This is a genomic window from Caulobacter sp. ALps2, from assembly GCF_058681635.1.
Genome location: NZ_CM178743.1, coordinates 1,016,111 through 1,029,306, shown reverse-complemented (window position 1 = coordinate 1,029,306; position 13,196 = coordinate 1,016,111). Strand labels below are relative to the sequence as shown.

The 13,196-nt window shown below is 64.6% G+C and carries 11 protein-coding genes and 1 pseudogene; 7 read left to right on the top strand and 5 right to left on the bottom strand.

All coding sequences use genetic code 11. The features are described from left to right. Window position 1 precedes the first annotated feature (1 nt). On the bottom strand, window positions 2-685 hold the full coding sequence (locus ACW173_RS04615) for a hypothetical protein (protein ID WP_492083700.1): 684 nt from the start codon (window positions 683-685) through the stop codon (window positions 2-4). Window positions 686-711: 26 nt separating this feature from the next. Between ACW173_RS04615 and ACW173_RS04610 the strand changes: the two genes are divergently transcribed. Next, window positions 712-1,026 carry a hypothetical protein gene (locus ACW173_RS04610; RefSeq protein ID WP_492083699.1) on the top strand — a complete coding sequence of 105 codons (315 nt, stop codon included), beginning with the start codon at window positions 712-714 and terminating at the stop codon, window positions 1,024-1,026. Between the two features lie 9 nt (window positions 1,027-1,035). After that, window positions 1,036-2,196: a tyrosine-type recombinase/integrase gene (locus tag ACW173_RS04605; RefSeq protein WP_492083698.1), complete on the top strand. Its 1,161-nt coding sequence runs from the start codon at window positions 1,036-1,038 to the stop codon at window positions 2,194-2,196. A gap of 359 nt (window positions 2,197-2,555) precedes the next feature. Here the strand turns inward: ACW173_RS04605 and ACW173_RS04600 are convergent, their stop codons facing one another. Both ACW173_RS04600 and ACW173_RS04595 read right to left on the bottom strand, forming a co-directional pair. After that, window positions 2,556-2,819 carry a toxin-antitoxin system HicB family antitoxin gene (locus ACW173_RS04600; RefSeq protein ID WP_492083697.1) on the bottom strand — a complete coding sequence of 88 codons (264 nt, stop codon included), beginning with the start codon at window positions 2,817-2,819 and terminating at the stop codon, window positions 2,556-2,558. 306 nt (window positions 2,820-3,125) lie between these two features. Further along, window positions 3,126-3,500: a hypothetical protein gene (locus ACW173_RS04595; protein WP_492083696.1), complete on the bottom strand. Its 375-nt coding sequence runs from the start codon at window positions 3,498-3,500 to the stop codon at window positions 3,126-3,128. A gap of 78 nt (window positions 3,501-3,578) precedes the next feature. Between ACW173_RS04595 and ACW173_RS04590 the strand changes: the two genes are divergently transcribed. Continuing rightward, a complete protein-coding gene (locus ACW173_RS04590; protein ID WP_492083695.1) occupies window positions 3,579-3,884 on the top strand; it encodes a hypothetical protein in 306 nt (101 codons plus the stop codon). 313 nt (window positions 3,885-4,197) lie between these two features. Here ACW173_RS04590 and ACW173_RS04585 read toward each other — a convergent pair whose 3' ends face one another. Next, window positions 4,198-6,018 carry an alpha/beta fold hydrolase gene (locus tag ACW173_RS04585; protein ID WP_492083694.1) on the bottom strand — a complete coding sequence of 607 codons (1,821 nt, stop codon included), beginning with the start codon at window positions 6,016-6,018 and terminating at the stop codon, window positions 4,198-4,200. A 201-nt stretch (window positions 6,019-6,219) separates the two neighbouring features. On the opposite strand from ACW173_RS04585, the gene ACW173_RS04580 reads away from it, so the two are divergent. Together ACW173_RS04580 and ACW173_RS04575 are read left to right on the top strand one after the other, a co-directional pair. After that, window positions 6,220-8,466, top strand: coding sequence for an FG-GAP-like repeat-containing protein (locus ACW173_RS04580; RefSeq protein ID WP_492083693.1), 2,247 nt, complete (start codon window positions 6,220-6,222; stop codon window positions 8,464-8,466). 117 nt (window positions 8,467-8,583) lie between these two features. After that, window positions 8,584-10,761 (top strand): FG-GAP-like repeat-containing protein, encoded by a 2,178-nt coding sequence (locus tag ACW173_RS04575; protein WP_492083692.1) that lies wholly within the window; start codon window positions 8,584-8,586, stop codon window positions 10,759-10,761. 233 nt (window positions 10,762-10,994) lie between these two features. Here ACW173_RS04575 and ACW173_RS04570 read toward each other — a convergent pair whose 3' ends face one another. Then, window positions 10,995-11,600: a GIY-YIG nuclease family protein gene (locus ACW173_RS04570; RefSeq protein WP_492085903.1), complete on the bottom strand. Its 606-nt coding sequence runs from the start codon at window positions 11,598-11,600 to the stop codon at window positions 10,995-10,997. A 33-nt stretch (window positions 11,601-11,633) separates the two neighbouring features. Here ACW173_RS04570 and ACW173_RS04565 point away from each other — a divergent pair. Together ACW173_RS04565 and ACW173_RS04560 are read left to right on the top strand one after the other, a co-directional pair. Further along, window positions 11,634-11,786: pseudogene (locus ACW173_RS04565) on the top strand (transposase); the annotation flags it as partial. Beyond that, complete coding sequence (locus ACW173_RS04560; protein WP_492083691.1) at window positions 11,714-12,826, top strand: IS3 family transposase; 1,113 nt, start codon at window positions 11,714-11,716, stop codon at window positions 12,824-12,826. The pseudogene ACW173_RS04565 and the gene ACW173_RS04560, both read left to right, overlap by 73 nt. Window positions 12,827-13,196 lie beyond the last annotated feature (370 nt).

The window sequence follows — 13,196 nt, the reverse complement described above, 5'->3', positions numbered from 1 at the left end:
CTCACCATGCAGACCGCAGGGGCGCTACTTCCGCAGACGAGAAGTCGTAGTGCTCGACCAGGTCCAAAGCCTTTTGACGCAGCTGGTCCGCGAATGCGCGGAGGATATCGGCGCACACGCCCGCTTTTTTTCGAAGATCTTCAGGACTGACCTCCGAATCGAGGCGCGCAGCGGCCAGCTCATCAGCTACGCCGATGGCACCCGCCAAGATGCCGCTGACGTGCGACATCTGCACAATACCAATTGGATCGCCCATCGTGTGCGCTGGAAAGGCACTAATAGCCGCATCGGCAGCGCGTATTGCAGCCGGGTTCTGGACAACAGCGGTGTCGAGGACGTCGCCCAGCAAGTCCGCTACGCCTTCAAGCCGTTCGAAGGCAACAATCACGAGCGCTATACCCTCAAGCCGTCTTTGGCGCCTCTCGGTTCGGCTCGCCCTCTGCCGCTGCCATTCGGGAACAATAATCGCTATTCCGAGTGCGAGCAGGCTCCCGAGCGCTTGCGCCCAGCCTGCCGCCTCTTCCGACCACAACCGTCGAGCGACTGTCGGAAGATTTCGCCAATTGGCCAGCACGCTGATCGTCAGAGGCATGGCGAAGGCATAGGCGCATGCGATTATCCAGCCCCAAGGGATTTTGTCGCTGCGCTCTTGCGCAGCGTCACCTTCGTAGGATCCGCCAGCCATCTACCCCTCCCTGAACGGAGAGCAGCATGACGGTCCAGCTTGGTCCTGTCACCGAAAAGCGCTTCGTCGAGGCCTTCAGCGAGGCGGCCTTGGTCCCGGCGAAGGTCGCCGCGCGCCTCGTCGGCCTTGACACAGACACCCTCTCGGAAATGACTGACGAGGGCGTGATCAGGGCTGTCCGGAAGGGCCGCCTGCGCAGCTACACCGAACATGACCTCCGCGCTTATCTCCTCGAGGGCCCCGATGCGCCGCCGCGCGAACGAAAGCCGAAGCAAGTCGTCGCCGCGTCACGCGGTCGCGTCGTGCCGTTTTCCAAGCGCGCCGCCGCCGGCAGGCGCTAGGACGGCGCCATGAGCGTCTACAAGCCCGCCAGGAGCCGGTTCTACCAGTACGACTTCCAGTACAAGGGGAAGCGCTACACCGGCTCGACCGGCGTGGAGACGGTGCGCAAGGCCGAGGAGGTTGAGCGCAAGGTGCGCGGCGACGTCGCTCTAGGCCTTTACGACGACCAGGCGGGCATGACTCTCGACCAGGGCGCCGGGCAGTGGTGGGCCGAGGTTGGCAAGCACCTGCGGACGGCCAAGGATGTCGAGCGTCGCCTGGACATCATGATTCGCCTGCTCGGCAAGGACACGCGTCTCGTCGACCTCACCACCCGCAAGGTCTCGATCGCCATCGAGAAGAGGCGAGGGGAGACCTACCAGAAGGCTCCGGACAAGCCTGGCAAGCCGGCCAAGCGCTATCTGGTGAAGAACGCCACGGTGAACGCCGACATCGTCGGGATGCTGCGCCGGATCCTGACCCGGGCCGAGACGGTCTGGGAAGTGAAACCGATCCCCAAGATCGACTGGAAGGCCCTGTCCCTGGCGGAGCCGGAGCCGGAACTTCGCGTCTATTCGCCGGAGCAGCGCCAGGCTTGGATGGACCAATGCGACCCCGTGGCGCGGGTCGCCCTCGACATCCTGCTGACCTATGGTCTGCGCCTGAACGAGCTGTTCTTCCCGCCGTCCGCCTTCGACCCGTCCGGCCCGCGCGTCGTGATCAACAAGCGCAAGCGAGCCGCCCTGATGCTGCCGCTGCGCCAGGACCACGGACGAGACATCGCCGCGCGCGTTGGTCGGGCCCAGGCAGCCGAGCTGGAGACGATCTGGTTCGAGGAGCGGGTGATCCCGGCGGTGGGGCGGCGCGAGGAGCGGGTCGATCTGATCCCGCTTACCTACTACGGCCTTCAGGCCCGACTACGATCAGCGGCGCAGCGCGCCGGCCTGGCCATGCCGAGGATCATCCACGGCGCCCGCCATCACGCCGGCACGGTGATGCTGGCCAACAGCGGGAACCTGAAGCTGACCCAGCAGCTCCTCGGCCACGCCGATATCAAGTCAACCTTGCGGTACGCGCATGCCCTGGAGAGGGATCTTCGCCGGGCGCTGGAGGAGGGCGACGGCGCCGGGAAGTCCCGCAATAGTCCCGAACCTGGCCGGACGCGACAGCGTAAGGGCGCTGAAGAGTAACGGTTTTTTGCCTGCCGCCCTTCGCCTTCCTAAAGCGAAGGTCGGGGGTTCGAGTCCCTCCTGGGCCGCCAAAACTTCTCAATTAAAATAATGCCTTGGTGGAATCTCTCGCCCGACGGGCGAGCGGTGAAAATGGAACAAAACAGGTAAAAGTCCCGCGTGCGGGACTCGATTCCCCGCAATAGTCCCGCACCAGGTTCTGTGTACGTTCTCGATTTTCGGCGCTGAGACCCAACCGTTGGCCCGCCCAACGGGGTTCGCTTCAATGCCGCATCGCCGGGCGGGCTTTACCCACTTGCCTATCGACCGCGCCTAAGCCCAGCTTGATCGGCGACCGAAGGGCACGCTGTCTCAAGCGACTATGGCGCAGCGTCTCCGAGGAGAGTGTCGGTTTCTAAGATCGGCTCGCGATCAGGCGCGGCATCCAAAAAAGCGATCAGGTCATCGGTCGATCCGCCTCGAGCCCGCTCGGCGAAGAAGGCGGTAGTCTCGTCTCGCGCAATTTTCTCGGCGATAGCGGTGTTCACATATTGATCCAGGCTCACACCGTGAATCTGGGCGAGGCGCTCGGCGTTGGCGCGTAGACTGGGTTGGAAACGAAAGGCAAAGTTCGACTTTGTCATCGGGGACCTCTGGCCAACGATACCTGAGGTTACGATCGCCAACCAGCACGGCCAAACCCGACAGCTCAAACCTGCGCCGACGGGATGTCCTTGCAGGGTAGAACTGCCCCTGTCGCAACTGAGGCAGTCAATAATGCGACGCGGCTGCAAGGCTTCGGCGATTGCGTGGGGCAACGCGCCAAATGCAGACATTGGCCTCCATCCGGACTCCGGACCTTCAGCGCCCGGGCCAGTTCTGGCCAAGGCAGCGGGCAAGGTCCGGTTTCGGGCCCGGCCTTCATTTCCGCTTCCGACCCTGAGCGGACGTTAGCTGGATAGGCCCAATCGGGTCATTGGCACGCTATGAGGATAGAGGGCCTTTTGAACGAGATCCTCCAGCGTTTCGTCAGGCTGATGCAGGTCGCGAAACTCGCGGATTACATCGACCGCTTCCGTGAAGGCCGGTGGCGTCATCACGCCCGGACTGGTCCAGTCGGTCGGCAGGATCGGCGACGCGCGCGTCAACTCCGTGATCAGCGTGTTCAGGTGTGGGCTGAGCAATATCTCGGCGTTCAGCTCGGTCTGGAATTTGGCATTTAGGGCAATACGCAAGAGCATGCGGACGGCCCAATCGCCGGTGATTTTGACGCCGCCATCGTCAGTGAGGGTAACCTCAAAATCGGGGTTTCGATCTTCACTCATCTACTGAATGTGGCAATTGGGGTTGGGGTTCGCAATCCACCCTGGCCGGCCTTCGAAAAGGTCAGTTATCCTTCTCCGATGTTGAAACACCTCCGCGCACGCTGGCCTGAGATCGTTGTCCCCTCCGGCGAGCCGACGTGGCTGCTCTACGAATTGGACGACCAGGTAGACGCGGTCGTTCGCTCTGCCGAGGTGTTTGCAGACGGAAGCGTCGTTCGAAATAGTATCGAGATAGAAGAGCGCGACGGGAAGCCATGTCCCTCTCTCATTGATTGCTCGCTCGCCGAGGGGTTTGACGGTGTCGACGCCGAACAGATCACGTCGGAGGAGTTCGCGGCGGTCTGGGCTAGAGGCGTCGACAAGTCGTTCTGGAGCGTCCGCTGACCACCCTTCTCAGCCCATTGCTGCGTCCGCTTTCTGGCGCGGGCCGCGGGCGAGGCGCGGTCTGGGTGGCGCCAGAAGCCGACCTTGACGCACCTCCAGAAACGCGACGTTCGGTTTAGGCGCGTCGTGCTCTGGACCGCGTCAAAGCTGTCAGATTGATACGCTAGAGGTCGATCTGCTCGGAGATTTCCTTCACGTCGTCGACCTCGATGCCGAAACGCCAGAAGGCAACGACTGGCAAGCGGAACACTTGCCATAGATGGCGCTCCGGGCGCTTACCGACGGTGACGCAGGCGTCGCCGCCTCCCGCGCATCAGCGCCCTAGAGCCCGCGCGACGCGTTCGGGATGGGTCATCGCCAAGAAGCGCCCCGCGTCCAGAGCGAGCTCGAAGTTGCTGTCTGGGAGCACGTCGCGCCAATAGCGCTCGACATGCCGCGGATCATGCATCGTGTCGTGTCCGCCGATCAGGATCGACCACTGCGAGAGACCGCCCATGCGTGAGTGTTCGCCGCCGCGCGCGATCGCAACCTGCTCGTTGACATAGCCTTCGATCCTCCCCGTGGCGAACATGCGCACCGACCGCCAATAGTCTTCTGCGATACGCGGGTCGGCGGCGGCGGCCTCATCGGGCGGGCTGCCGCGCATCGACTGTCTCATGATGCGGTCCAAATGCTCCCGCGTCAGGCTGCCGGCCAGGAGGCGCGCGAAGGTCGCGATCAGTTCGGGACGGCGGAAATAGGCCTCCTTGAACGCGCCCAACGGCCCATGCCGACGGCCGTCGGCGCTCGTGGGCGGGTCAGGATTGACCAGCACCACCTTGCCCAGGCGCTTGGGCGCGCGCCGGGCCATGGCGAGCACTGCCTGGGCGCCGCCCCGGGCGACGACGTCGATCGTCGGCAGACGCAGGGCGTCCAGCAAGGTGACGACGTCCTCGGCGGCTGCGTCGAAGGGGTCGTGTTCGCCCGCGCGCAGCCCCGGAATCGGATCGCTCATTCCAAAGCCCGGACGGTCGATCGACAGAACTCGGAAACCTTCGGCCTGCAGCGCTGCCACCAGACCGGAGGGGGCCAGTCGCGACGTCATACTGGAGTGCACGATCAGGACGGGGCGTCCGCCCGCCGGACCGTAGTCACTCCACGCGATGCGCGTTCCGTCGGCCCGAGGCAGTAGTCGCAACGGTTCGGCGCGGGGATCGGAGAACCCCAACTGCCCGCGCGTCGCACCCAGCAGCGCGCCGAGCATGCTCATCGTCGACACCGTGCGCGCCAGTTCGCTGGCCGACGTCAAGCGCAACGTGGCGAAGACCTGCTCCAGATCCTTGCGCACGACCGAGACCGAAAGACCCAACGTCCGAGCGGCCTCCTCGCGCGAGGCGCCGCTGGCGACAAGAAGCGATATCGAGGCCTGCTTCTGGGTTAGTCCCCAGACATCGACCAGCAACTCGCTGTGGTCGGCGCGCGACGGCAACAGTCCGAACGCTAGGCTCGAGAGGAGCCCGACGAGTTCCGGCAACCTGCGTGCGCCCGTCCGGCGATAGACCTCCGACAGTGTCTCCCGCGCCGTGACGTGGGAGAGGTTCAACTTCGCGGCCGCCGCCTTGATCGACCCCGCCCTGATCACCGCCGACACGACCCGGATCTGCGCCCCCGTTAGGCCGAAAGCGGCGCACGCGCGCTCGATCGGCCCGGCGCGCGCGGCCAGGGTCGTCAGCACCACCACCTTGCCCGCCGGCGCTTCGGCGGTGAGCTCAGGCGGCAGATGCCACAGCGGGAAAGCCGCCGCAGCGGAGGCGTAGACAAAGATGGCCGACTCCGAACCGGTGTCGTTTTCCACCGCGACCGGGACCACGACCGGCTTGGCCGACCGCAGCGCGCGGTCGGCCAGCGCGGCGTCGATGTAGCGTTCGCCGCGCTCTTCGGAAAAAACGCGCGAGGCCATCTTAACCGCGCCATGAGCGTCCAGCACGGCCGCCGCGATGCTTTGGGCGTCCAGTAGGGGCAGGAAACGGGCCTGGGCCGCATCCGTCTCGATCAAGTTCGCCAAGGCGGCGGGCGAGGATTGGGTCGTTGCGAGGACGGCGTCCGCATCCTCCAGGACCGCCTGCAAGAACGACGGAAAGCCACCTTCAACCAAGGACTGAACCCGAAGCCGCCATCACCAACGCATGTCGCCGAGCAATCGAACCGTCACGCTCGACTGAACCTTGGAGCGGGCCAGGCCCGACGTCCAGAGAACATTGGCGGCACCCTACAAACGGCGATGTCCGCTGGCGGAGCGGTGGATTAGCTGAGGCCGCGCGCCGGCGCACGTTTCGCCGCGCCTGAGGGAAGTTCGATGGCCATCACCTTTCAAACCCAGGATCTGGCGCTCAACCTGCGCGCCGGCTTTACGACCGCGTCCGTTCACGAGATCGCCGTCGCGGACTTCAACGGAGACGGCAAGGTCGACATCGCGCTGGCCTACTTCCTCTATCCGCTGGAGGACCGGGCGGTCCCGATCCGGGTGCTCACCGGAGACGGCGCGGGCAAATTCGTCGACTCGACGACGGCGCTGTTCGGCGATCAGCCGCCCGTGACGGTGCACGGGCGCCAGATCGTGGTGGCCGACTTCAACAAGGATGGTCGCGGCGACGCCTTCTTCGCCGACCATGGCTACGACGCCGCGCCCTTCCCCGGGGCTCGCAACGCCCTCTTCCTGTCATCCAACGCCGCGGGCCTGATCAACGCCACCACCCGCCTGCCGACCTTGGCCGACTACAGCCACTCGGCCGCTGCCGGCGACGTCGATGGCGACGGCGACATCGACCTCTATGTCGGCAACTACAACGGCGGAACCGAAGAGGCGCCGTATGTCCTGCTTAACGATGGCGCCGCCAATTTCACCCTGAGCCGCGCGGGCCTGCCGGCCGACCTCGTGGCGGGCCAGTACAATTCGCCGGCCAGCCTGCTGTTCGACGCCGACGGCGACGGCGACCTCGACCTGTTGCTGACACCGAACGAAACCCAGACCCAGAGCGCTCGCCTGCTGAAGAACGACGGCAAGGGCAACTTCACGGCCCTGTCTTCGTTCGCCATGCCCAAGAACGGCGCGTCCGAAGCCGTGATCGACGCCAAGGCCGCCGACATCAACGGCGACGGCAAGCTCGATCTGGTGATGACGACGGTCGTCGATCTGTTCAAGCCCGGCACGACCCAGGTCTGGATCAACGACGGCTACGGCGGCTTCGCCAACGAGACGGCAAAGCGCCTGCCGCTCCAGACCACCGAGGACTGGTACACCCGCACGCAGCTCGTCGACATCAATGGCGACGGCTATGTCGACCTCCTCGCCTCGAACAGCCACAAGCAGGCGGTGTTCCTGAACGACGGCGCCGGCCGCTTCGTGCAACTGCCGGAAGGCTGGCTGAACATCTCGCAGTACGACCGGCTGCAGGCGGCCGATGTGAACGGCGACGGCCGCGCGGACGTGATCGCCTGGCGCGGGGTCTGGGAAGGGGCCGAACACATCACCACGCACCTCTCCGGCGACGCCGGCGTCTCGGTGAGCGGCGGCGCCGCGGCCGACACCTTGGTCGGCGACGCGCGGGCCGAGACCTTGAGCGGCCTGGCCGGAAGCGACGTGCTGTTCGGCGGCGCGGGCGACGACACGCTGAACGGCGGCGACGGGGCCGACATCCTGGTCGGCGGCGCGGGCGCGGACCGGATCGACGGCGGGGCTGACGTCGACGAGGCGCGCTATGGCGGCCTGGCGTCGGAGTACGCGATCGGCGTCACCGCGTCCGGCTGGACCGTTTCCGACGCCCGCGCCAATCCGCGCGACGGCGCCGACACCCTGATCAATGTCGAGAACCTGGTCTTCGCGGACAAGACCATCAGCTTGGGCGACGCCACGGTGGGGTTGGCGATCGCTTCGCTGCTGCGGGTCAGCGCAGCGGCGGGCGCCGGCGGAACTCTTACGGCCGATCTGACGGCCAAGATCACCGCCGGCGCCTTGAACCCGTCCGCCGCCATCGCCGAGGTGGTGAAGGCCGCCGATCAGACGACCTCGGTGGCGACGCTCAGCTATCTGTTCTTCACCGGCAAGATCCCGGGCCAAGCGGGCGTCGACTATCTTGTCTCGCCGACCGGCGCCAACGCCAACAACCTCAACAGCGTCTACTACCAGTTCTTCAATCTCGAGAACCGCTACATCAATTTCGCCGTCAATCTCGGCAAGGTCGGCGAAGGCGCCGCCAAGTTCTCGGCCGACTACGGAGCGCTCACGCTCTTCGACGCCACCAAGAAAGCTTACGCGGCGATCTTCGGCGGAACGCCCACCGACGCGAAGGTCCACCTTCTTATCGACTCTCGCGTGGACTACTTCGCCAGCTACGGCGGGGACGGCCCGAACGGCTTAGGGACCAAGGCCGCGATGGTCGGCTGGTTGTTGGCCGAGGCGGAGAAGGCGGATGTCGGCGTCATGGCGAGATCCAACGCCGCCTGGCTGACCGACTTGGCCGACGGCGCCGCCCCTTTCGCAATCGACGTCCTTGATCCGGCCAAGGGCTACTACAAGGCGGACTTCATCTTCGGAGGCGGATGAAGATCGCCACGGCGCGCCCGCGAAGTGGATCCATGAACGCAGCGCTCAACGCCACCCTCGTTCGCAAGGCTATGCGCGCCGTGACCCTACAATCGGCGATGCGCGCGCGCGCTGGGCATGGAATTGAGCGGCGACGGAGTCGACCTCCGGCTCACCGTGGAGATTACCTTGCCCGTCACGCTCAGCACGCAAAAGCCACCGGTTTCGACCGCCTATTACAAGGTGGAGCAGTTCGGCCTTCAGACGGTGTCCATCCGGGAAGACTATGGGGTCTACTACTATCCGACCGCCGCCGATCGCCACGAACCGGGCATCTTCACCGCCAACATGACCTACAGCGCCGTTGGCGATTTCAACGGCGATGGCTTTCAGGACGCGATCGTCAGTTGGTCGGTCTATCCTCATACGGTGCCGCATCAAACCGCGATCCGGCCAGCGATCTACCTCAATGACCAGCATGGCGGTCTTCGGCTGGCCACCGCCGCCGAGGTGGAGACGATCCCGATCGTGACCAAAGGCCAAAGGTTCGCTGTCGGCGACCTCAACGGCGACGGGATCGACGACATCGTTCAGGCCAGCGAAGGGCTAAACCAGCGCAACGCCGACGGGACTTACACGACGAAATACGATCCGATCGTCATGTTGCTGTCGGCGCCTGGCGGAAAGCTGCTGAATGGCACGGCCAAGATCCAGGGCCAGGAGACCGGCGGCCCGGCGGCGGGATATGGCGTGGGACACGAGATCTCGCTCGGCGACGTCGACGGTGACGGCGACCTTGATCTGTTCAGCGGCAAGATCCTGTTCCTCAATGACGGCAAGGCTAACTTCGCGAACGCCGCCAATGCGCTCCCGAGCCAGGTGCGTCCCACGAACACGATCCTCACCGCATCGGCGATGGGTGATTTTGACGCCGACGGTAAGGCCGATATCTTCGCCGCATACTTGGACGGGACCCAGTACATAGCCCTATCGCGGTGGAACGGGGCCGCGAGCGGGTGGCAGGTCGCAGCCGGTCCGTCGCCGCTGTTCGGCGCCAACACCAAGCCCAACGACGCCGCCGTCGCCGACGTCAATGGCGATGGCTTGCTTGATATAATCGTGGGGGTGACGCGCGCGGAGCCCTACTATCAGGGCGCGGCTCTGCAGGTCCTGGTCAATAAGGGCCAGGGAAAGTTCGCCGACGAGACAGCCGCGCGCATTGACAACGCGCCGCGGGACAAGTGGCACGGCGAAGGCCAACTGGACATGGTTGATATCGACGGCGACGGCGACGTCGATCTCATCCACAGCACGGACTGGACTTACGACAGCTCGGGCAAGATCGTGGGCGGTGGCGTGGCGGTGGCGGTCAACGACGGCAAGGGCGTCTTCACCTGGCTCCCGCAAACCGTGTTCGCCGACATCAAAGGCTTCCAGTTGACCGGCTTCGAAAGCGCCGAACCCTTCCAGCAGCGCGACTTCCTGGCGCGCCTTTTCCCGATCGATATCGACAAATCTGGCGGCGTCGATTTCATCGGGACGGTCCAGACGCCCTTCAACCGCTGGCCCACCACAGAGCCGGCGGAGCTTACCGCCTACACGGTCATCAACACGGCCCCGGCGCCGGGCATGTCCCTGCCCGAGCTTAGCCAGGCGACACGCTTGCTCCTGCGAACGATCGATCCAGTGATGACCTCAGCCCTGTCGTCAAAGGTGGGCGCCGGGACCCTGACGGTCCAGGCTGCTGTCGGCGAGATCGTCGCGAAGGCCGACGCGACCACCTCCGTCGCCTCGATGAGCTACCAGTTTTTCACAGGCAAGATACCCGGCCAGGCGGGCGTCGACTATCTGGTGTCGTCCACCGGCCCGAACGCCAACAATCTCAACAGCGCCTACTACCAGAGCTTCAATCTGGAGAACCGCTATATCAACTTCGCGGTCAACTTAGGCAAGGTCGGCGAGGGCAGCGCGAAGTTCTCCGCCGATTATGGCGACCTGTCGCTGTTTGACGCCACCCGGAAAGCCTACGCCGCCATCTTCGGCGCGACGCCGACCGACGCGAAGGTGCACGCCCTGATCGATGCGCGAGTTGACTACTTCGTCAGCTATGGCGGCGATGGCCCGAGCGGACAAGGGACCAAGGCGGCGATGGTCGGCTGGTTGCTGGCCGAGGCGGTGAAGGCCGACGTTGGCGTCATGGCCAAGTCCAATGACGCCTGGCTGACTGACCTGGCCGACGGCGCGGCGCCGTTCGCGATCGACATCCTTGATCCGGCCAAGGGCTACTACAGGGCCGACTTCATATTCGGCGCATAGACGGGGCTGCCGCGCCATTCTTAGCCGCCTCCGGCTCCGGGGGCGGCGACGCGCCAGAAGCGGTCCTTGGACTATCTCCAGGAACTGGACGTTCCGGGGCCCTGCTCAGCGCAGCTGATAACGAACCCGCCGGATCTGGTCCTTGATGTACTGTTCGAGGTCCTCGCGCCGCGTCAGCGCACGACGGATCTTTGCTCGCCTCCCCCAGACAAGTTTGCGATCGCGTTGATCAGTTATCCTTCGTCCTCAGCCTCGACGGCAACGGATGCTGCTCCGCCAAGCGCTTCGTAGCGCCGCTCGGCAAGCCACTGGAGCCGTTTCGATTGCGCAAGTAGTACTCGTCTCAGCCCGCCCTGCACCTTCCGTTCCGAGATCACTTGCGCGAGCCTTGAGATGATCTGAGACCGACGAGCAATTCGAAAGTCAGGATGGGATCTGAGTTCGAAAACCCGATCTGAAACGATCCGTCCCCGAAGAGATGGCGGCGCGACCACGGCGAGATCGCCCGGAGGTGGATCCTTCTCGTTGAGAATGGCTTTGAATCGCGAGCCCTCAACGGCCGCCTGGGTGATGCGGCGTTCAAGGGCGTCGAGGTGAAGCCGAGCGTCCTTGTTTGATTTGTCAAAGCCCTGGAACTCTGGAAGCGGCCAGACCTCGATCTCATAGACCTCGAAGGGGTCGAGTACCGACATCGCCACGGCGTCGGTGCGCTGGTTGGTCAGATGGCGTCGAATACGCGTGCGTAGTCGCTCGTTCGTCTGACCAACATAGATAGGCTCGCCGTCGTAGTCGAAGAATGCGTAGACGCTGACGTGACCCCCTGAAACTCCTCCAGAAATAACTAGAGTCCGCCCCAGGAAAGGGACGGACGAATGAAGCGATCACGGTTCACGGAAGAACAGATCATCGGAATCCTGCGCGAGCAGGAGGCGGGCGTGCCGGTGGCGGACCTGTGCCGCAAGCATGGGCTCAGCTCGCCGACCTTCTACAAGTGGAAGGCCAAGTATGGCGGGCTGGACGTGTCGGAGGCGCGGCGGCTCAAGGCGCTGGAAGACGAGAACGCCAAGCTCAAGCGGATGCTGGCCGAGGCGATGCTCGACAACGTCGCGCTGAAGGATCTGCTGGGAAAAAAGTGGTGACGCCCGCCGCGCATCGGGAGGCCGCCGCCTATCTGGGGTCGGCCTACGAGATGAGCGAGCGGCGGGCGTGCCGGGTTCTGGGCGTGGATCGGACGAGCGTGCGCTACGCGGCCACGCGGACCGACGACGGCGTGCTGCGCGAGCGGCTGAAGGCCCTGGCCCAGGAACGCCGCCGGTTCGGCTATCGCCGGCTGCACGTGCTGCTCAAACGCGAGGGCCATGTCGTCAACAAGAAGCGGATCCAGCGGCTCTATCGCGAGGAGAAGCTGACCGTGCGCCGGCGCGGCGGGCGCAAGCGGGCGATCGGCACGCGGCGGCCTCTGGAGGTCCCGCTGACGCCCAACCAGCGCTGGAGCCTGGACTTCGTCTCCGACCAGATGACCGACGGCCGCCGCTTCCGGATCCTGACGGTGATCGACAACTGCACGCGCGAGTGTCTGGCCCTGGTGGCCGACACCTCGCTGTCAGGCCGGCGAGTGGCGCGCGAGCTCGATGCCATCATCGCCCAGCGCGGGCGGCGGCCCGACACAATCGTCAGCGATAATGGGACCGAATACACCTCCAACGCCATCCTGGCCTGGACCGACGACAGCGGCGTGGGCTGGCATTACATCGCACCGGGCAAGCCCCAGCAGAACGGCTACAACGAAAGCTTCAACGGCCGGCTACGCGACGAACTGCTGAACGAGACCCTGTTCCGGTCCTTGCCGCACGCCCGCGCCGTACTGGAGACCTGGCGGCGCGACTACAACGAGCGCCGGCCGCACTCCAAGCTCGGCTGGATGACGCCCAGGGAGTACGCCAGCGCCTTCTGCGGAGAGACCGGCCGGCACGCTGCGCAGGCTGATAGCTCCGCGCGCCGGCCTCTTGCCACCCACCAACACCAAGGCTCAAATCAACCCAGGACTCTCGTTATGGCTGGATGAGAAATGGGGGTCACGTCACCGCGCTACGGTCACTAAACGATCTGCAACAGGATTGCGCATGAGTACAAGACCCCTCTCACCTACGAAGAGGTTCATGCTTACGTTGCGGTGCTGGAGGCTGCTAACGTCGACTTTACAGGCCATTTCGCTTCTAGTCCTAAGGCCGCTCGGGAACTCGGTTACGACGACATCTTTGGCTTGATGCATGAGTCAACAAAGCATCTATTCTTCGAGTTAGGCTTTACATTGGACGATGCCGGTGGCGACAATCTAATCAGTTGAGCGATAACTAAGCGCCCGGCCAATCCATCGGCGAGACCGCCGGCCAATTCTGGCAATCCACGGAATCTACTAGATTGTGCACAAAGAC

Bases quoted from the DNA above. Each gene is read 5' to 3' on its own strand.
- ACW173_RS04590 (WP_492083695.1), top strand. From the start codon at position 3,579: ATGTTGAAACACCTCCGCGCACGCTGGCCTGAGATCGTTGTCCCCTCC.
- ACW173_RS04575 (WP_492083692.1), top strand. From the start codon at position 8,584: ATGGAATTGAGCGGCGACGGAGTCGACCTCCGGCTCACCGTGGAGATT.
- ACW173_RS04595 (WP_492083696.1), bottom strand. From the start codon at position 3,500: ATGAGTGAAGATCGAAACCCCGATTTTGAGGTTACCCTCACTGACGAT.
- ACW173_RS04580 (WP_492083693.1), top strand. From the start codon at position 6,220: ATGGCCATCACCTTTCAAACCCAGGATCTGGCGCTCAACCTGCGCGCC.
- ACW173_RS04615 (WP_492083700.1), bottom strand. From the start codon at position 685: ATGGCTGGCGGATCCTACGAAGGTGACGCTGCGCAAGAGCGCAGCGAC.
- ACW173_RS04610 (WP_492083699.1), top strand. From the start codon at position 712: ATGACGGTCCAGCTTGGTCCTGTCACCGAAAAGCGCTTCGTCGAGGCC.
- ACW173_RS04600 (WP_492083697.1), bottom strand. From the start codon at position 2,819: ATGACAAAGTCGAACTTTGCCTTTCGTTTCCAACCCAGTCTACGCGCC.
- ACW173_RS04605 (WP_492083698.1), top strand. From the start codon at position 1,036: ATGAGCGTCTACAAGCCCGCCAGGAGCCGGTTCTACCAGTACGACTTC.